The organism is Streptomyces sp. NBC_01635 (assembly GCF_045209715.1).
Taxonomy (GTDB): domain Bacteria; phylum Actinomycetota; class Actinomycetes; order Streptomycetales; family Streptomycetaceae; genus Streptomyces; species Streptomyces hirsutus.
Window position 1 is genome coordinate 6068679 of the sequence record NZ_CP109277.1, and the last position, 17491, is coordinate 6086169.

The 17491-nt window shown below is 71.1% G+C and carries 15 protein-coding genes and 1 riboswitch; of the genes, 7 read left to right on the forward strand and 8 right to left on the reverse strand.

Going from position 1 to position 17491, the window contains the following annotated elements; all coding sequences use genetic code 11:
• The first annotated feature begins 63 nt into the window (after positions 1 to 63).
• From OHB56_RS28310 to OHB56_RS28335, 6 genes are all read left to right on the forward strand, one after another.
• Positions 64 to 1569 (forward strand): HD-GYP domain-containing protein, encoded by a 1506-nt coding sequence (locus OHB56_RS28310; RefSeq protein ID WP_326754670.1) that lies wholly within the window; start codon positions 64 to 66, stop codon positions 1567 to 1569.
• Positions 1566 to 2900, forward strand: a complete 1335-nt coding sequence (locus OHB56_RS28315) for an HD domain-containing protein (RefSeq protein ID WP_326754671.1) — start codon at positions 1566 to 1568, stop codon at positions 2898 to 2900. The genes OHB56_RS28310 and OHB56_RS28315 overlap by 4 nt, the downstream gene beginning before the upstream one ends.
• A 291-nt stretch (positions 2901 to 3191) precedes the next feature.
• Positions 3192 to 4172: a hypothetical protein gene (locus OHB56_RS28320; protein ID WP_326754672.1), complete on the forward strand. Its 981-nt coding sequence runs from the start codon at positions 3192 to 3194 to the stop codon at positions 4170 to 4172.
• Between the two features lie 114 nt (positions 4173 to 4286).
• Positions 4287 to 4937, forward strand: coding sequence for a peptide deformylase (gene def, locus OHB56_RS28325; protein ID WP_055595638.1), 651 nt, complete (start codon positions 4287 to 4289; stop codon positions 4935 to 4937).
• A gap of 321 nt (positions 4938 to 5258) precedes the next feature.
• Positions 5259 to 6344, forward strand: coding sequence for an epi-isozizaene synthase (gene cyc1, locus OHB56_RS28330; protein WP_326754673.1), 1086 nt, complete (start codon positions 5259 to 5261; stop codon positions 6342 to 6344).
• A complete protein-coding gene (locus OHB56_RS28335) occupies positions 6341 to 7711 on the forward strand; it encodes a cytochrome P450 (RefSeq protein WP_326754674.1) in 1371 nt (456 codons plus the stop codon). Before cyc1 ends, OHB56_RS28335 begins: the two co-directional genes overlap by 4 nt.
• Positions 7712 to 7730: 19 nt before the next feature.
• Here the strand turns inward: OHB56_RS28335 and OHB56_RS28340 are convergent, their stop codons facing one another.
• The gene (locus tag OHB56_RS28340; protein WP_406356372.1) at positions 7731 to 8693 is read right to left on the reverse strand and encodes a helix-turn-helix domain-containing protein; all 963 of its coding nucleotides are present in this window, start codon (positions 8691 to 8693) and stop codon (positions 7731 to 7733) included.
• Positions 8694 to 8772: 79 nt separating this feature from the next.
• On the opposite strand from OHB56_RS28340, the gene OHB56_RS28345 reads away from it, so the two are divergent.
• Entirely contained in the window at positions 8773 to 9039 is a 267-nt protein-coding gene (locus tag OHB56_RS28345) for a hypothetical protein (RefSeq protein ID WP_406356373.1), read from the forward strand.
• Positions 9040 to 9111: 72 nt separating this feature from the next.
• On the opposite strand, the gene OHB56_RS28350 is transcribed toward OHB56_RS28345, so the two are convergent.
• The 7 genes from OHB56_RS28350 to nagB form a co-directional block, all read right to left on the reverse strand.
• Entirely contained in the window at positions 9112 to 10131 is a 1020-nt protein-coding gene (locus OHB56_RS28350; protein ID WP_055595635.1) for a ribonucleotide-diphosphate reductase subunit beta, read from the reverse strand.
• Positions 10131 to 12563, reverse strand: coding sequence for a ribonucleoside-diphosphate reductase subunit alpha (locus tag OHB56_RS28355; RefSeq protein ID WP_406356375.1), 2433 nt, complete (start codon positions 12561 to 12563; stop codon positions 10131 to 10133). The genes OHB56_RS28350 and OHB56_RS28355 overlap by 1 nt, the downstream gene beginning before the upstream one ends.
• A gap of 146 nt (positions 12564 to 12709) precedes the next feature.
• A riboswitch (cobalamin riboswitch) is annotated at positions 12710 to 12803 on the reverse strand.
• Positions 12804 to 12905: 102 nt separating this feature from the next.
• Positions 12906 to 13451 carry a GNAT family N-acetyltransferase gene (locus tag OHB56_RS28360; RefSeq protein ID WP_406356377.1) on the reverse strand — a complete coding sequence of 182 codons (546 nt, stop codon included), beginning with the start codon at positions 13449 to 13451 and terminating at the stop codon, positions 12906 to 12908.
• A 78-nt stretch (positions 13452 to 13529) separates the two neighbouring features.
• Positions 13530 to 15179, reverse strand: a complete 1650-nt coding sequence (gene mctP, locus OHB56_RS28365) for a monocarboxylate uptake permease MctP (RefSeq protein WP_406356379.1) — start codon at positions 15177 to 15179, stop codon at positions 13530 to 13532.
• Complete coding sequence (locus OHB56_RS28370; RefSeq protein WP_055597707.1) at positions 15176 to 15442, reverse strand: DUF3311 domain-containing protein; 267 nt, start codon at positions 15440 to 15442, stop codon at positions 15176 to 15178. Before OHB56_RS28370 ends, mctP begins: the two co-directional genes overlap by 4 nt.
• Before the next feature lie 252 nt (positions 15443 to 15694).
• Positions 15695 to 16459, reverse strand: coding sequence for a GntR family transcriptional regulator (locus OHB56_RS28375; protein WP_055629794.1), 765 nt, complete (start codon positions 16457 to 16459; stop codon positions 15695 to 15697).
• A 230-nt stretch (positions 16460 to 16689) separates the two neighbouring features.
• Positions 16690 to 17472 carry a glucosamine-6-phosphate deaminase gene (nagB, locus tag OHB56_RS28380; protein WP_326754682.1) on the reverse strand — a complete coding sequence of 261 codons (783 nt, stop codon included), beginning with the start codon at positions 17470 to 17472 and terminating at the stop codon, positions 16690 to 16692.
• Positions 17473 to 17491: the final 19 nt, after the last annotated feature.

Consider the following 17491-nt stretch of genomic DNA (forward strand, 5'->3'; position numbering starts at 1 on the left):
CTAAGCTCCGGACCCTGACAGGCGACAGGCCGAGCGCGGCCGTCACAGTCGGGGGAGGGACTCATGGAGGCGTTACCGGCACGGGCCCGCATGTACGTGACCGGTGTCGCCGTGGCGGGCCTGCTCTGTCTGCTGCCGGCGGTGCCCCTGTCGTCCGCGCCGCTGTCGCTGACACTGCCGCTGCCACTGTCAGCCGCGTCCGGTCCGGACGCCCCCTGGGGAGCCGTCGCCCTGCTCGCCGTGCTGTACGCCGGCTGCGAACGCCTGGCCCGGTCCCGGCACCTCGGTGCCCCGAACCCGGGCGGCACCTTCCACCCCGTTCTGCTCGCCGCGGCCTTTCTGCTGCCGCCGTCCGCCGCCGCGCTGGTCGCGCTGCCCGGCGCGCTGCTCACCCCCGTGGAACAGCGGCCGTTCCTCGCGCGGCGGATCTGGCGGGCCGGCCAGCTGACCCTCGCCGTGTGGGCCGCGGGCCGGGCGCACCTCGCGGCCGGCGGCCGGGAAGCGGTCGCGGACGGGGACGTTCCGGCAGCGCTGGGCGCAGCCGGCGCCTCGGTACTGGTGTTCTGCCTGGTACTCACCCTGCTGGACCGCGGCATCCTGGCACTGGCGGGCGGTGTGCCGTTTCGCCGCGGGAACCGGGCGCCCCGTCCGGAGTGCCGGCGGACGACCTGGCGGAGGACGCGACGGAGGCCCCGGCGGAACACCCGGCAGACGACCTGGTGGCGGCTGTTCCTGCGGTCGCTCGCACCGGTCGCCGTGCACGGGCTCGCCGGACTGATGATGGCCCTGCTGTGGCGCAGCCCCTACGGGCCCGTGGCCGCGCTCCTCGTGCTGCTGCCGATGTGCGTCTCGTGGTGGGCGTTCGCCCAGTACCACCGGGAGCGGGCCGCCCATCAGGCGACGATCCGGGCGCTCGTGCAGGCCGTCGACATCAAGGACGGGTACACGCGCGGGCACAGCGAGCGGGTCGGCCAGGCCTCCACGATGATCGCGCGTGAGCTCGGCATGGACGACGAGCGGACCGAGGTGCTGCGCTTCGCGGGCATCCTGCACGACGTCGGCAAGCTCGGGGTGCCCACCCGGCTGCTCACCAAGGACGGGCCGCTGACCCCCGAGGAGCGGCGGGTGATCGAGCTGCACCCCGAGTACGGGCACGAGATGGTGCGCGGGATCTCCTTCCTGGGCGAGGCCCGCGCGGCGGTGCTGCACCATCACGAGCGGCTGGACGGCAGCGGCTACCCCTACGGGCTGGCGGGCGCTCAGATCCCGGAGTCCGCGCGAGTGGTGGCGGTCGCCGACGCCTTCGACGCGATGACCTCCAACCGGTCCTACAGCAGGGCCCGGCCGGTGCCCGTGGCGCTGGACGAGCTCCAGCGGTGTGCGGGCGACCACTTCGACCCGCGGATGGTGGAAGCGCTGGTGCGGGCGATCGGCCGGACCGGCTGGCATCCCGCGGTGACGGCCGAGGACGTCCGGCAGCCTCCCGGCCCGCCCGCCCCGCCCGTCGACGAGCCCGCCGACGAGCCGGTTGCCGCTCAGGTCGCCGATCCGCCCGGAGCGCGCCGATGACCCTCCGGCCGCACACCCTCGTGCACGCCTGCGCCGCCGCGCTCGCCGCCGGCTGTCTCGGCGCCACCCTGTGGCACGGGATCGCGGAACGCGGTGCCGCCCTCGCCTTCGGTCTCCTCGTCGCCGTCGGCGAACTCACCCGGCACCACGGACCGAGGCCCCGCGACGGACGGCGGCCCGGCGAAGGAGTGCCGCCGGGCGCCGGAACGCAGCCCCGTGACGGACCGCGGATCCGGCAGGCCGCGCCGCTCGCCGCCGCCGGGTCACTGGCGTACGCGCTGCTCGGCGAGGCCGGCGGGCGGCCCAGCCACCACGGCGCGGCCCAGGTCGTCACCGTGGTCCTCGCGGCCTCACTGCTCGGCAGCGTGCCGCACATCGGGCGCGGGCGCGGGCCCACCCGCGACCGGCTGGCCCGCCGGACCCTCACCGTCGGGTTCGTCGCCGTGTGCTTCCAGCCGTTGTACGGCCGGGGGACGTTCGACGACTGGGGCGGCCCCGCCCACGCGCTGCTGCTGCTCGCCCTGCTGTCGCTGTCCGCGCTGTGCGACGCCGTGCTCGCCGCCGCGCTGGCCCACTCCCGCACCGGCTGGCCCTTCCCACCGGTGCTGCGCGACGAACTGCGGGCGCTGCCCGGTATCGGGGCCGCCGTCGTCGCGACGGGCGCGGTGATGGCGCTCGGTGTCGCGGTCGTGGGGCTGTGGGCGCTGCCCCTGCTCTCCGTGCCCCTGCTGCTCGCCCAGCTGTCCTACCGGCGGTACGCGGCCGTCCGTGCCACCTACCGGCAGACCATCGCCTCCCTCGCGCGGGCCACCGAGATCGCCGGCTGCACCCCGGCCGGGCACGCCCGCAGGGTCGCCGACCTCAGCCAGTCGGTGGGCCGGGACCTGGGGCTGACCGAGCCGGACCTGACCGTGCTGGAGTACGCGGCCCTGATGCACGACATCGGTCAGCTCAGTCTTGTCGACCCGGTGCCCGCGGGTGCCACCGCCGCCCTGCCGGCCCCGGAGCAGCGGCGGATCGCCCTGCTCGGCGGCGCCGTGGTCCGCCAGACCGGGGTGGACCCGAAGGTGGCCGGGATCGTGGAGCGGCAGGCCGAACCCCACCGGGAGCAGCCGCTGGCCGCGCGGATCGTCCGGGTGGTGAACGCGTACGACGAGAAGTCCCGGGCAGGAGGCCCCGGCGGGCCCCTGACGGCACTGGAGGAACTGCGCCTCGGCACCGCCGGCGCGTACGCACCCCAGGTCGTCGAATCCCTGGCCCGGGTGCTGTCCAGGGCAGCCGGGGCAGGGGAGCACGGAGACGGGTACGAGGACGGAGGCGGCCGGCCGTGAGGCGGCGGGAGGTCGCCGGGGCATTGCGGGGGCCGGGATGTGAGGATGAGGACGGCGCGGTGAGCAGGGGCGACGAGGACGACTTCGGGTGTGCCGGGGGAAGGGGCGCGAGGACCGGCGCGAGGACGGCGCCCGAGCGCGGCGAGAGCCGCGAACGGGACGGTCTGACCCGGGCGGGCCCGGGGTAACCCATGGGTAATGAGCGCCCTTCCAGCCGTACGTGGTTGGATGCGAAGGAGACGGTGTCCGGGGGCTAGGCCGCCCACCGCACGGAACTGGCAGGCGGGAATCGTGAGGATCTTCGGCAAGGGACGGAACAGGCCCTCCGCCTCCTGGCGGCAGGCCACCGACCGGGCGTTCACACTCATCGGCGACGGCCGCTACGAGGACGCGGGCGCGCTGCTCACCCGGGCCGCCGATCTGGAGCCCTGGCTGTCGGAGTCCTGGTTCAACCTCGCGCTGCTGCACAAGTTCCGCCACGACTGGGAGCAGGCGCGGTCCGCGGGGCTCAGGGCCGTGGCCCTGCTCGACCGGGACGCCGGAGCGCCGGACTGGTGGAACGTCGGCATCGCCGCCACCGCCCTGCAGGACTGGCCGCTGGCCCGCCGCGCCTGGCAGGCCTACGGGCTGAAGGTGCCCGGGAGCCCCACCGACTCCGGCGAACCGCTCGGCATGGACCTGGGCAGCGCGGCGGTACGGCTGTCCCCGGAGGGGGAGGCCGAGGTCGTCTGGGGCCGGCGGCTCGATCCCGCCCGGATCGAGGTGCTGTCCATTCCGCTGCCGTCCTCCGGCCGCCGCTGGGGCGAGGTCGTCCTGCACGACGGGGTGCCGCACGGCGAGCGGAGCACGGCCGCCGGGCACACCTACCCGGTGTTCGACGAGATCGAGTTGTGGGCGCCCTCACCGGTGCCGACCTGGGTGGTCCTGCTGGAGGCCGCGAGCGAGGCCGACCGGGACGCCCTGGAGCAACTGGCCGCGGACGCCGGGTTCGCCGCCGAGGACTGGTCGTCGTCGGTGCGGCTGCTGTGCCGGATGTGCTCGGAGTCCCGGATGCCGTCCGACGAGGGCGAAGGAGAGCACCTCGACCCGCACGACCACAGTGAGCCGGGGCATCCCGGACCGCTCGGCCACCGCACCGACGGGCAGTTGTGGGTGCCGGAGCGCGAGTGCGGGCTCGCCGCGCCGCCCTCACTGGTCCGCGGTCTGCTGGACGGATGGGTCGCGGACAGTCCGGACTCGCGGGACTGGCGGGATCTCGAAGAGGTCTGCTAGGGCGTTCACCGGGCCGGTCGTCGGACAGGGCGCTGGCCGGTCGGCGGGCGGGCCGTTCGCCGTACCCTGTACCAGCATCACACCCCATGTTTTCCAGGAAGGCGTACGTCGGTCATGGCTCAGCAGGACACCGATCAGCAGCACGCGGGCGTGCTCCCCGTCGACGAGGAGGGGTACGTCATCGACACGGAGGGCGGCGCGGAGCGCGAGGCCGCCTGGGTCGAGCGCGGCACCTCGCGGCCGATCACCGTGGTCGGCAACCCGGTGCTGCACAAGGAGTGCCGGGACGTCACCGACTTCGGCCCGGACTTCCAGCAGCTGGTCGCGGACATGTTCGCCAGCCAGCGCACCGCCGAGGGCGTGGGCCTGGCCGCCAACCAGATCGGCGTCGACCTGAAGGTCTTCGTCTACGACTGCCCGGACGACGACGGCGCGCGCCACGTCGGCGTGGTCTGCAACCCCGAGCTGGTCGAACTGCCCGCCGAGAAGCGCCGGCTGGACGACTCCAACGAGGGCTGCCTGTCGGTCCCCACCGCGTACGCGCCGCTGGCCCGGCCCGACTACGCCGAGGTGACCGGTCAGGACGAGCTGGGCAACCCGGTCAAGGTGCGCGGTACCGGCTACTTCGCACGGTGTTTGCAGCACGAGACGGATCATCTCTACGGCTACCTGTACATCGACCGGCTCTCCAAGCGGGAACGCAAGGACGCGCTGCGGCAGATGGCCGAGAACGAGCCGCGCTATCCCGTGGTCGCCAACGACTGACCCCCTGCCCCATTCATGACCGCCAGGGTGCTTCGGCTCCCTGGTTCGCGGAACTTCCTCGCGCACGGCGCCTGGTCCGGTGTCCCCTCCGGACCAGGCGCCGTTCGTCCTTCCGTCAGGTGTTCGACCCCTCGATGGACGGACGGCCCGAAACCGGACACGCAAGGGGAGGATCTCGGCACCGTCGGGTAGTGAAGGAGGCAAATGCGTTCCCAGGACGGTCAGTTGTGGTGCTGAATGGTGGGGTGGGGATACGCATGGGCGTGCGTCCGGCACAGGGGAAGGGGCGCACGCCGACTGGCGGCTGAGAGGGGATTGTTCGTGCATGCTTTGTCACACGGCACCACATCGAAACCGACCACCATCGCAGTTCCACCGGCGCTGTCTCTCCCGGTGATCGAGGCGGCGTTTCCTCGGCAGCTCCATCCGTATTGGCCGAAGCTCCAGGAGGAAACCCGCGCGTGGCTGCTCGAAAAGCGGCTGATGCCGGCGGACAAGGTGGAGGAATATGCCGACGGACTGTGCTACACGGACCTCATGGCGGGCTACTACACAGATGCCGCCGACGAGGTCCTCCAGGCGATAGCGGACTACAGCGCGTGGTTCTTCGTCTGGGACGACCGGCACGACCGCGACATCGTGCACGGCCGCCCCGACGCCTGGCGGCGGCTGAAGGACCACCTGCACACGGCTCTCGACAGTCCCACGGACCACCTGCATCACGGGGACGCACTGGTGTCCGGGCTCGCGGACAGTGTGCGGCGGCTGTACTCGTTCCTTCCGGACACGTGGAACGCCCGGTTCGCCCGGCACTTCCACACGGTGATCGAGGCGTACGACCGGGAATTCCGCAATCGTGCGGAGGGAATCGTCCCCACTGTCGAGGAATATCTGGAACTGCGCCGGCTCACCTTCGCGCACTGGATCTGGACCGATCTCCTGGAGCCGAGCGCGGGCTGTGAACTGCCGGACAGCGTACGAAAGAACCCGTCCTATCGGAAGGCGGCCCTGCTGAGTCAGGAATTCGCCGCCTGGTACAACGACCTCTGCTCGCTCCCGAAAGAATTGGCGGGTAATGAGGTGCATAATCTCGGGATCAGTCTCATCGTCCATGAGGGGCTCACCCTCGAAGAGGCGGTCGTCGATGTGAGGCGCCGCGTCGAGGAATGCATCACCGAATTCCTCGACGCGGAACAGGGAGCCTTACGATTCGCCGACGGTCTCGACGACGGCACGGTGGGAGGGAAGGAACGGGGCGCGGCCGTGCGGGCCTGCCTCGGAAACATGCGGAACTGGTTCAGTTCCGTCTACTGGTTCCACCACGAGTCCGGCCGGTACATGGTCGACAGCTGGGACGACCGGTCCACGCCCCCGTACGTCAACAACGAAGCGGCAGGTGAGAAATGACCGTCGAGTCGGTGAAACCCGGAGCGTCCGAGGCGACCGCGCTGCGCGAGCCGCCCTTGGCCGGCGGAGGTGTCCCCCTCCTCGGCCACGGCTGGAAACTGGTGCGCGATCCGCTGGCCTTCATGGCCCAACTGCGCGATCACGGCGACGTCGTGCGCATCAAGATCGGACCGAAGACGGTGTACGCCGTCACCACCCCCGCCCTCACCGGGGCGGTGGCGCTGAGCCCCGACTACATCATCGCCGGGCCGCTGTGGGAGTCCCTGGAGGGACTGCTCGGAGAGGAGGGCGTCGCCACCGCCAACGGCCCGCTGCACCGGCGTCAGCGCCGCACCATCCAGCCCGCGTTCCGGCTCGACGCGATCCCCGCGTACGGGCCGATCATGGCGGAGGAGGCGTATGCGCTCGTGGAGCGCTGGCGCTCCGGCGAGGTGCTGGACGTCACGGCGGAGTCCTTCTGCGTGGCCGTCCGGATCGCCGCCCGCTGCCTGATGCGCGGCAGTTACATGGACGCCCGGACCGAGCGCATCTGCGCCGACCTCGCCACGCTGTTCAGCGGTATGTACCAGCGCATGGTGGTACCGCTCGGACCGCTTTATAAGGTGCCGCTTCCGGCCAACCGCGAATTCAACCGGGCGCTGGCCGATTTGCATGTCCTGGTCGACGAGATCGTCGCCGACCGACGGGCGAGCGGTCAAAAACCGGACGATTTGCTGACGGCTTTGCTGGAGGCGAAGGACGAGAATGGTGAGCCCATCGGGGAACAGGAGATCCACGATCAGGTCATCGCCATCCTCACCCCCGGCAGTGAAACCATCGGAGCCACCGTCATGTCGCTCCTCCTGGTTCTCACCGAGCACCCGGAACTCGGCGACAAGATCCGCGACGAGGTGAAAACCGTCGTCGGTGACCGCCCCGTCGCATTCGAGGACGTCCGAAAGCTGACGTACACCGCGAATGTCGTCACCGAGACCCTGCGGCTGTATCCGGCCGTATGGATATTGACGCGCCGGGCGGTGACCGACACGGAACTCGGCGGATACCGCATTCCCCGGGGGGCGGACCTCATCTACAGCCCGTACGCCATCCAGCGCGATGGACGGTCGTACGAGCGGAACGAGGAGTTCGACCCGGACCGCTGGCTTCCGGAGCGGGCCGGGGACGTGCCCAGGCACGCGATGAGTCCGTTCAGCGTGGGCAACCGGAAATGCCCCAGTGACCACTTCTCGATGGCCGAGCTCACGCTCATCACCGCGGCGGTCGCCTCCGCCTACCGGTTCGAGCACGCGCCCGGTTCCGACACCCGGCCCCGGATCGGCATCACCCTCCGGCCGCGCCGGCTGATGCTGCGGGCGCTGTCCCGCTGACCGGCCGCGCGGCGGACGTTCAGGCGGCCTCCGGGCCCCTGAACGTCCGCCGGTAGGCGTTCGGGGTCGTCCCCACGGCGCGCACGAAGTGGTGGCGCAGCGCGGCCGCGTTACCGAAACCGGTGCGGCCCGCGACCGTGTCCACCGTCTCGTCCGTCGCCTCCAGCAGATGCTGCGCCAGCAGCACCCGCTGGCGCAGGATCCAGCGGTACGGCGTGGTGCCGGTCTCCTGCTGGAAGCGGCGGGCGAACGTGCGCGGGGACATGTGGGCGCGGGCCGCGAGCTGCTCGACGGTCACCTCCTCGTCGAGATGCCGCTCCATCCACACCAGCACCTCGGACACGGTGTCGCCGCCGGGCGGCGGCAGCGGGCGCTCGATGTACTGGGCCTGGCCCCCGTCGCGGTGCGGGGGCACCACCATGCGCCGGGCGATCCGGTTGGCGACCTCGGGACCCTGCTCCTTGCGCACGAGATGCAGACAGGCGTCGATCCCGGCGGCGGTGCCAGCGGAGGTGATCACCGGGTCCTCGTCGACGTAGAGCACATCCGGTTCGACGGTCAGGTGGGGGTACCTCCTGGTCAGCGCGTCCGCGTGCCGCCAGTGGGCGGCGGCGCGCCGGCCGTCGAGGAGGCCGGCGGCGGCGAGGACGAACACGCCGGAGCAGACGCTGAGCACCCGGGCGCCCCGGTCCACGCCCCGGCGCAGCGCGTCCAGCAGCCCGGGCGGGAAGTCCCGCGTCTCGTAGCACGACCCGGCGGGCACGGCGATGAGGTCCGCCGCCTCCAGCCGCTCCAGGCCGTGCTCGACCTGGAGCGAGAAGCCCGTGTTGCTGCGCAGCGAGGGGCCTTCGGCGGAGGCGACCGCGAAGTCGTAGACGGGCAGGCCGTCGTCGCTGCGGTCGATGCCGAAGACCTCGCAGACGACGCCGAGTTCGAAGGGGTTCACGCGGTCGAGCAGGACGGCGGCCACATTGCGGAGCATGACCCCAGTGTGCCTTGCCGCTGGCAGTAAATCGAGGGTGTGCGGCAGTCCTGCCACTGTTCGGTAAGGAGCGTCCGGCGTGACAGTGGTGTCCATGGAGACGACACATGTGGAAGCGCTGATCGCAATGCTGACCGTTCTCGGACTGCTAGTCCTGATGGTCCTCCCCGCCGTCATCGGCATCGCGCACGAGCGGAGGATCGACCGACAGCTCGAGCGGGCCGGGACCGACCGCGCCGCCGCCGAGCGGCGCCACGCCCCCACCGGGCCGTCCCGGCCGGAGCGGACCTCGGGGTCCCGTTCCGCGCGGAGTGCCACCCCGCACCGCACCGCGCGCGCGGCGTGAGACGCGGGCGCCGGCGGGCGGCGCCCGGGCCGGCAGCCCGGGGAGGAGAGACCTCCCCGGGCCGGACCGGCTCTAGAACTCCTCGTCCAGGTCGACCGTGCCCTCCACGGCGACCTGGTACGCGGACGGACGCCGCTCGAAGAAGTTCGTCAGTTCCTGGACCCCCTGGAGCTCCATGAACGAGAACGGATTGTCCGAGCCGTACACCGGAGCGAAGCCCAGCCGGGTGAGCCGCTGGTCGGCCACGCACTCCAGGTACTGCCGCATCGACTCGGTGTTCATGCCCGGCAGCCCGTCACCGCACAGGTCGCGCCCGAACTGCAGCTCCGCCTCGACCGCCTCGCGCAGCATGTCCGTCACCTGCTGCTGAAGCTCGTCGTCGAACAGGTCCGGCTCCTCCTTGCGGACGGTGTCGACCACGTCGAAGGCGAAGGACATGTGCATCGTCTCGTCCCGGAACACCCAGTTGGTGCCGGTCGCGAGACCGTGCAGCAGGCCCCGGCTGCGGAACCAGTACACGTAGGCGAACGCCCCGTAGAAGAACAGGCCCTCGATGCACGCGGCGAAGCAGATCAGGTTGAGGAGGAAGCGGCGGCGGTCGGACCGTGTCTCCAGCCGGTCGAGCTTCTCCACCGAGTCCATCCACCGGAAGCAGAACTCCGCCTTCTCCCGGATGGACGGGATGTTCTCCACCGCCGCGAACGCGGCCGTCCGGTCCTCCGGATCGGGCAGGTAGGTGTCCAGCAGGGTCAGATAGAACTGGACGTGCACCGCCTCCTCGAAGAGCTGCCGCGACAGGTACAGCCGCGCCTCCGGGGAGTTGATGTGCTTGTAGAGGGTGAGCACCAGGTTGTTGGCCACGATCGAGTCGCCGGTGGCGAAGAAGGCCACCAGACGGCCGATCAGATGCTGTTCGGCGGGGCTCATCCTCGCGAGGTCGGCGACGTCCGAGTGGAGGTCGACCTCCTCCACGGTCCAGGTGTTCTTGATCGCGTCCCGGTAGCGCTCGTAGAAGTCGGGGTAACGCATGGGGCGCAGGGTGAGTTCGAAGCCCGGGTCGAGCAGGTTCTGGGTTCGGGGGGCGGTGGTCATTACTGGCAGGCCTCGCAGGACTCGGGGTTCTCAAGGGAGCAGGCGACGGCTTCGGGATCGGCGGCCGGCTGCCGGGTGGGGACAGGGGCGGGAACGGGGCCGGTGGCGGCGGTGGTCTGCGCCTGGGCCGCGCGGGCGATGCGGGTCGCCGGCCGGGAGCGCAGGTAGTACGTGGTCTTCAGGCCCCGCTTCCAGGCGTAGGCGTACATCGAGGAGAGCTTGCCGATGGTCGGCGTCTCCATGAACAGGTTCAGCGACTGCGACTGGTCCAGGAACGGGGTGCGGTCGGCGGCCATGTCGATCAGGGCGCGCTGCGGGATCTCCCACGCGGTCCGGTACAGGCCGCGCACCTCCTCGGGGATCCAGGTGAAGTCCTGCACCGAGCCGCCGGCCTCGCGCAGTGCCTCGCGGGTCCGCGCGTCCCACACGCCCAGCCGCTTCAGGTCGTTCACCAGATACGAGTTGACCTGGAGGAACTCCCCGGACAGCGTCTCGCGCTTGAACAGGTTGGACACCTGCGGCTCGATGCACTCGTACACGCCCGCGATGGACGCGATGGTGGCGGTCGGCGCGATCGCCAGCAGCAGCGAGTTGCGCATGCCGACGGAGGCGATCCGTTCGCGCAGCGCCGACCAGCGCTCGGGCCAGGCGAGTTCGGTCTCGTAGTGGTCGGGGTGCAGTACGCCCCGGGCGGTGCGCGTGTGCTCCCACGCCGGCAGGGGGCCGATGGGGGTCCCCCCTGCACCGGAGCCTGTCGTAGGCGCTTGGGGGCGTTCGGCGAGGCCGGCGGAGGTCTCGTACGCGGCGAGCATGATGCGCTCGGCGATCCGGGTGGAGAGCCGCCGGGCCTGAGGGGAGTCGAAGGGCAGGCGCAGGGCGAAGAAGACGTCCTGGAGGCCCATCACCCCCAGCCCCACCGGCCGCCAGCGCGCGTTGGAACGGGCCGCCTGCTCGGTCGGGTAGAAGTTGATGTCCACGACCCGGTCGAGGAAGGTGACGGCCGTGCGCACGGTCTCGTCCAGCCGTTCCCAGTCCAGGTCGCCGGCCGCCGGGTCGACGAGCGCGCCGAGGTTGATCGAGCCCAGGTTGCACACCGCCGTCTCCCCGTCGCTGGTGACCTCGAGGATCTCCGTGCACAGGTTGGACGAGTGGACGACGTGACCGGGCTCGGCCGTCTGGTTGGCGGTGCGGTTGGCGGCGTCCTTGAACGTCATCCAGCCGTTGCCGGTCTGAGCGAGGGTCCGCATCATGCGCCCGTACAGCTCCCGGGCGGGGATCGTCTTCCGCGCCAGGCCCGCGGCCTCGGCGGCCCGGTAGGCCGCGTCGAACTCCTCGCCCCACAGGTCGACCAGGTCCGGGACGTCGGACGGGGAGAACAGCGACCAGGCGGCGTCGGCGCCGACCCGGCGCATGAACTCGTCCGGCACCCAGTGCGCGAGGTTCAGGTTGTGCGTACGGCGGGCGTCCTCGCCGGTGTTGTCGCGCAGCTCCAGGAACTCCTCGATGTCCGAATGCCAGGTCTCCAGGTAGACCGCCGCCGCGCCCTTGCGCCGGCCGCCCTGGTTCACGGCGGCGACGGAGGCGTCCAGGGTCTTCAGGAACGGGACGATGCCGTTGGAGTGCCCGTTGGTACCGCGGATCAGCGAACCCCGCGAGCGGATGCGGGAGTAGGCCAGACCGATGCCGCCGGCGTGCTTGGAGAGGCGGGCCACCTGGTGGTAGCGGTCGTAGAGGGAGTCCAGTTCGTCCTTGGGGGAGTCGAGGAGGTAGCAGGAGGACATCTGGGGGTGCCGGGTACCGGAGTTGAACAGGGTGGGGGAGGACGGCAGGTACTCCAGGCGGCTCATCAGGCCGTACAGCGAGGCGACTTCGTCCACCGAGCGGGGGGTGCCGTCCTCGGCGAGACCGGAGGCGACCCGCAGCAGGAAGTGCTGCGGCGTCTCGACGACCTTGCGGGTGACCGGGTGCCGCAGCAGATAGCGGCTGTACAGGGTGCGCAGCCCGAAGTAGCCGAACCGGTCGTCCGCGCGGGGGTCGATCAGCGCGTCGAGACGGTCCGGGTGCAGCAGGACGAACTCGGCGGTCCGGTCCGCGATGAGGCCCTCGCGGTGCCCGGTGGCGATCGACGAGGTGAACGACGTGACCCCCTGTGAGGCGGCCTCGGTGCGGATGGCGAGGGTCAGCAGCCGGGCGGCGAGCCGGGAGTAGACGGGGTCCTCGGAGATGAGCCCGGCCGCCGCCTCGGTGGCCAGCCCCCGCAGTTCGGCCTCGTCCGCACGGGCGGACCGGCCGCGCAGCGCGGCGGCGGCGACCCGGCCGGGGTCGGCGTCGGGGAGGTCGGCGGTCAGCTCGGTCAGGGTCCGCAGCAGCGCGGCACCGGGGCCGTCGCTCACGTCGACCGCTGAAGCAGGATCGGCTGGCGCGATGGTCACGTGGGGCTCTCCCTCGCTCGGCACGGGGCCTCGGCGAGGGCAGGGGGCAGCACACGGGCACGCGAACGGGCCTCGCGTCCACCGGCCCATTCCGCGAGGCCCGGACGTCAGGCACCCGGACCGGACGGCCGGGCGCACTGTCGGCAGGTCCTCGGACTGAAGCCCGTGCGGGCACGCGGAAAACGCGAACACACACAAGTACACCGTTGCGGGACAGTTCCGGATTCGCACCGGATTCCCCTGCGGCGACAGCGAGCATGAGCATACATCTTGTGCCGGGTGCTTTCGGCAGCCCCATATCTTGTGTCCCGGCGGGTGTGGCGACGCAGGGCCGCAGGGGTGTCAGAGCGTCAGCTCATAGGTGAGCAGCGTGATGTCGTCCAGGTGCGGAACAGGGTTCCAGTCCCGCCCGGGAGAGCGGACGAAACCGAGACGCTCGTAGATGCGGTGGGCCGCACGCATCGTCCGCTGGGTCGACAGCACGATGCGTACACACCCCTCCGTGGCCCGTGCCCGGTCGGCACAGGCGCGGACGAGGGCCTCCCCGACACCCCGGCGCCGGGCGGCGCGGGCGACCGCGAGCATCCGGATCTCCGCCTCGCCGGGCCCGGCGATGTCGGCCATCGGCCCGCCGCGCGGCACGAACGTCACCCCGCCCAGCACTCTCCCCGCCCCGCCCGCCCCCGCTTCCCCGGCAAGTGCACCGGTGCCCTCCACGGCGACCAGTACCTCGGCGGCCGCGGCCCGCCCGGCGACGTTCCTGAGCTCACCGAGGTACGTGTCGTTCTCCCCGAAGTCGAGCAGTCCGTCGCGCAGGTAGGCCTGCGCGGTGATCTCACCGAGTTCCTCGCACTCGTACGGCTCCACCGGCCGGATGACGATGTCCATGGGGCGAGTGTGCCCCACGGGGGTACGGCAAGGGGCCGCCGGACGTCCGGCGGCCCCTTGCCGTACCCCCGTACTGCGTCAGTGCTTGCCGTCGGCGGTCGCATCGGCCGCATCGGCCGTGTCCAGGGGCAGCTCGGTGCTGACGCCCGGATCGCCCGCGTCCGCCGTGTAGTCCTGCGGCCGGGTCTCGTCGATGCCCTCGGGCGCCTTGACGGCCCTCAGGACGAAGGTCAGGCCGATCGTGACCAGGGCGTTGATCACGAAGGCGGTGAGACCGATGTAGCCGATCTCGCCGATGCCCGGGATCTCCTTGGAGGAGCCGCCGAAGTGCTTCTGCGTCGGCGAGGCCACCCCGTACGCCGCGACCGTGCCGTAGACCATGCCGACCGCCCAGCCCGCGAGCAGCGCCCAGCGGTGGAACCAGCGGGTGAACAGGCCGCCCACCAGCGCCGGGAAGGTCTGCAGGATCCAGATGCCGCCAAGGAGCTGGAAGTTGATGGCGACCGTCTTGTCCATGGTGAGGACGAAGGCCAGCGCACCCACCTTCACGAGCAGCGAGACCACCTTGGAGACCTTGGTCTCCTGCGCGGGTGTCGCGTCCGGCTTGATGAAGTCCTTGTAGATGTTGCGGGTGAACAGGTTCGCGGCCGCGATCGACATGATCGCCGCCGGCACCAGCGCCCCGATGCCGATGGCGGCGAAGGCCACACCGGCGAACCAGGCCGGGAACATGTTCTCGAACAACTGGGGGATCGCCAGCTGCCCGTTGCTGACCTCGACCCCGGCCGCGATCGCCATGAAGCCGAGCAGCGCCAGCAGGCCCAGCATCAGCGAGTACAACGGCAGGATCGTGGTGTTGCGGCGGATCACCTCACGGCTGCGCGAGGACAGCGTCGCGGTGATCGAGTGCGGGTACATGAACAGTGCGAGCGCCGAGCCCAACGCCAGCGTGGCGTACGTCCACTGCCCCGCCTCGCCCGGCACCAGCGAACCGCGCGGCGCGCCCGTGGCCGGGTTGGTCTCGCTGTACGCCTCGCTCGCCCTGGCGAAGATGTCGTCGAAGCCGCCCAGCTTGATCGGGATGTAGATGATCGCCACCGCGATCACGAGGTAGATCAGCGTGTCCTTCACGAACGCGATCAGCGCCGGGGCCCGCAGACCCGACGAGTACGTGTACGCCGCCAGCACACCGAAGGCGATCAGCAGCGGCAGGTCCTTGACGAACCAGTTGGTGTCCTCGCCGCCGCCAACGCCCATCACGTCCAGCACGGCCTGGATGCCGACCAGCTGGAGCGCGATGTACGGCATCGTCGCCAGGATGCCGGTGACCGCCACCGCCAGCGACAGCCCCTTCGAGCCGAACCGGCCGCGCACGAAGTCGGACGTCGTCACATAACCGTGCTTGTGCGACACCGACCACAGCCGCGGCAGGAAGGTGAAGATCAGCGGGTAGACGAGGATGGTGTACGGCACGGCGAAGAAGCCCGCCGCGCCCGCCGCGTAGATCGCCGCCGGTACGGCCACGAAGGTGTACGCCGTGTACAGGTCGCCGCCGAGCAGGAACCAGGTGACCCAGGTGCCGAACGACCGTCCGCCCAGGCCCCATTCGTCGAGACTGTTCTCGTTGGCCGCCTTGCGCCAGCGGGCGGCCAGGAACCCCATCGCCGTGACGAGGACGAAGAAGAAGATGAAGACGGCGAGTGCCACGCCGTTCACGCCGTCGTTCATCGCTCGGCACCGCCCTTCGCCGCCGCGCGGGCACGCTGGTCACGCTGCCACAGCTTGTACGCGATCACCGTCAGCACGGTGGAGAGCAGCACCCACAGCATCTGGTACCAGTAGAAGAACGGGATGCCGATGAAGGTGGGGTCGGTCCTCGCGTACGAGCCGACCCACAGCATGGCCACGAACGGTGCTAAAAGACAGACGCCGATGACGACGCGCCCGGGCGTCACCACCGGACCTCTGCTGGAATCTGGGGCTTGCGACATCGAACGACTCCGTCCCCTCGCTGATCACCTGCGCTGCGTAATGCGCAGGAAATCTAGGTCAGCGCCGGAGCGGGGCGGAACCCCTCGCGGGGATTGCGTACTTAAACTCCACGGAAGGCTGACCCGAGGGCGGTGATTTTCCCGTCAACCGTCCGGCTTGTGCTGTTCCGCCCACGGCTCGGCGCCGCCGCTCCGAGCGCTCCGGGCTGCGGGCTCGGCGGTGGGGTTCGGCGGTCGGGTCCGGCTTCGGGCTCAGTCCTGCGGGCGCTTCAGCCGGGCCACGAACTTGTACCGGTCGCCCCGGTACACCGAGCGCACCCATTCCACCGGCTGTCCGTCCCGGTCCAGCGAGTGCCGGGAGAGCATCAGCATCGGCAGCCCCACATCGGTGCCGAGCAGACCGGCCTCGCGCGGGGTGGCCAGGGAGGTCTCGATGGTCTCCTCGGCCTCCGCCAGATGGACGTCGTACACCTCGGCGAGTGCGGTGTAGAGGGAGGTGTACTTGACCAGGCTGCGGCGCAGCGCCGGGAAGCGCTTCGCGCTGAGGTGGGTGGTCTCGATGGCCATCGGCTCGCCGTTCGCCATGCGCAGCCGCTCGATGCGCAGCACCCGCCCGCCGGCGGTGATGTCGAGCAGTGAGGCGAGCTCGTCGTCGGCGGTGATGTAGCCGACCTCCAGCAGTTGAGAGGTGGGCTCCAGACCCTGCGCACGCATGTCCTCGGTGTACGAGGTGAGTTGCAGCGCCTGTGAGACCTTGGGCTTGGCGACGAAGGTGCCCTTGCCCTGGATGCGCTCCAGACGCCCCTCGACCACCAGCTCCTGGAGCGCCTGGCGCACGGTGGTGCGCGAGGTGTCGAACTCCGCCGCCAGGGTGCGCTCGGGCGGGACCGGGGTACCGGGAGGAGCCGTCTCCGTCATGTCGAGCAGATGCTTCTTCAACCGGTAGTACTTGGGCACGCGCGCCGTACGGACGGTAGCCCCACCCTCGTTCTCCGTAGTGCTGACGTCGGTGCTCATGCTCTGCCTTCCCGGCTCCGAGTGCCGAACGGCCGACACCCCATCGGCCCCGGCCCACATCGTGGCACGACCGCGGCCGGGGATGTTCTCCCCCGTACGCTCCGTGATCCCCTCTGTATACCGCCGAGCCGGGGGTTGGTCTAGTCCACCGCGGCCGCCCGGGGGCCACGGCCGCCCGGGGCCGTTGCGGCCCCGGGCGGTGGGAGCGAGGGGCGCCCCGGGGCTTCCGGTCAGATCCCCTGCCAGTCCGGCTTGTTGACGTAGGTGCGCCGGAAGTAGTCCGCGAACTTGAGCTTGCTCGCGGCGGCCTCGTCGACGACGACCGTGGCGTGCGGGTGCAGCTGCAGGGCGGACGCCGGGCACACCGCGGCCACCGGGCCCTCGACGGTCGCGGCGACCGCGTCCGCCTTGCCCTCGCCGGTGGCGAGAAGGACCAGGTGGCGGGCCTCCAGGATGGTGCCGATGCCCTGGGTGATGACGTGGTGCGGCACCTGGTCGATGTCGTCGAAGAAGCGTGCGTTGTCCACCCGGGTCTGCTCGGTCAGCGTCTTGATCCGGGTGCGCGAGACGAGCGAGGAGCACGGCTCGTTGAACCCGATGTGCCCGTCCGTCCCGATGCCGAGCAGTTGCAGGTCGACGCCGCCGGCCTCGGTCAGTGCCCTGTCGTACGCCTCGCACGCGGCCTGGACGTCCTCGGCCGTGCCGTCGGGGCCCATGAAGGCGTCCATACCGATGCCGAGCGGCTCCAGGACCTCGCGCCGGAGCACCGAGCGGTAGGACTCGGGGTGGTCGGCGGTCAGCCCCACGTACTCGTCGAGCTGGGCGATCCTCGCCCGGGAGGTGTTCACGGAGCCGGAGCGCACCTGGGCCGCCAGCGCCTCGTAGACGGGCAGGGGCGTCGAGCCGGTGGCCACGCCGAGCAGGGCGTCGGGGGTGCGCCGCAGGAGATCCGCCATGGCCCCGGCGATGAGCGCGCCGCCGGCCTTGGCGTCCGGAACGATGACAACTTCCACGCTGAGCCTGCCGTTCTGG

What these genes read in the sequence shown, in the direction of transcription:
- OHB56_RS28310 (WP_326754670.1), top strand. Translation starts at nt 64, where the DNA reads ATGGAGGCGTTACCGGCACGGGCCCGCATGTACGTGACCGGTGTCGCC.
- OHB56_RS28315 (WP_326754671.1), top strand. Translation starts at nt 1,566, where the DNA reads ATGACCCTCCGGCCGCACACCCTCGTGCACGCCTGCGCCGCCGCGCTC.
- def (WP_055595638.1), top strand. Translation starts at nt 4,287, where the DNA reads ATGGCTCAGCAGGACACCGATCAGCAGCACGCGGGCGTGCTCCCCGTC.
- OHB56_RS28335 (WP_326754674.1), top strand. Translation starts at nt 6,341, where the DNA reads ATGACCGTCGAGTCGGTGAAACCCGGAGCGTCCGAGGCGACCGCGCTG.
- OHB56_RS28340 (WP_406356372.1), bottom strand. Translation starts at nt 8,693, where the DNA reads ATGCTCCGCAATGTGGCCGCCGTCCTGCTCGACCGCGTGAACCCCTTC.
- OHB56_RS28350 (WP_055595635.1), bottom strand. Translation starts at nt 10,131, where the DNA reads ATGACCACCGCCCCCCGAACCCAGAACCTGCTCGACCCGGGCTTCGAA.
- OHB56_RS28360 (WP_406356377.1), bottom strand. Translation starts at nt 13,451, where the DNA reads ATGGACATCGTCATCCGGCCGGTGGAGCCGTACGAGTGCGAGGAACTC.
- mctP (WP_406356379.1), bottom strand. Translation starts at nt 15,179, where the DNA reads ATGAACGACGGCGTGAACGGCGTGGCACTCGCCGTCTTCATCTTCTTC.
- OHB56_RS28370 (WP_055597707.1), bottom strand. Translation starts at nt 15,442, where the DNA reads ATGTCGCAAGCCCCAGATTCCAGCAGAGGTCCGGTGGTGACGCCCGGG.
- OHB56_RS28375 (WP_055629794.1), bottom strand. Translation starts at nt 16,459, where the DNA reads ATGAGCACCGACGTCAGCACTACGGAGAACGAGGGTGGGGCTACCGTC.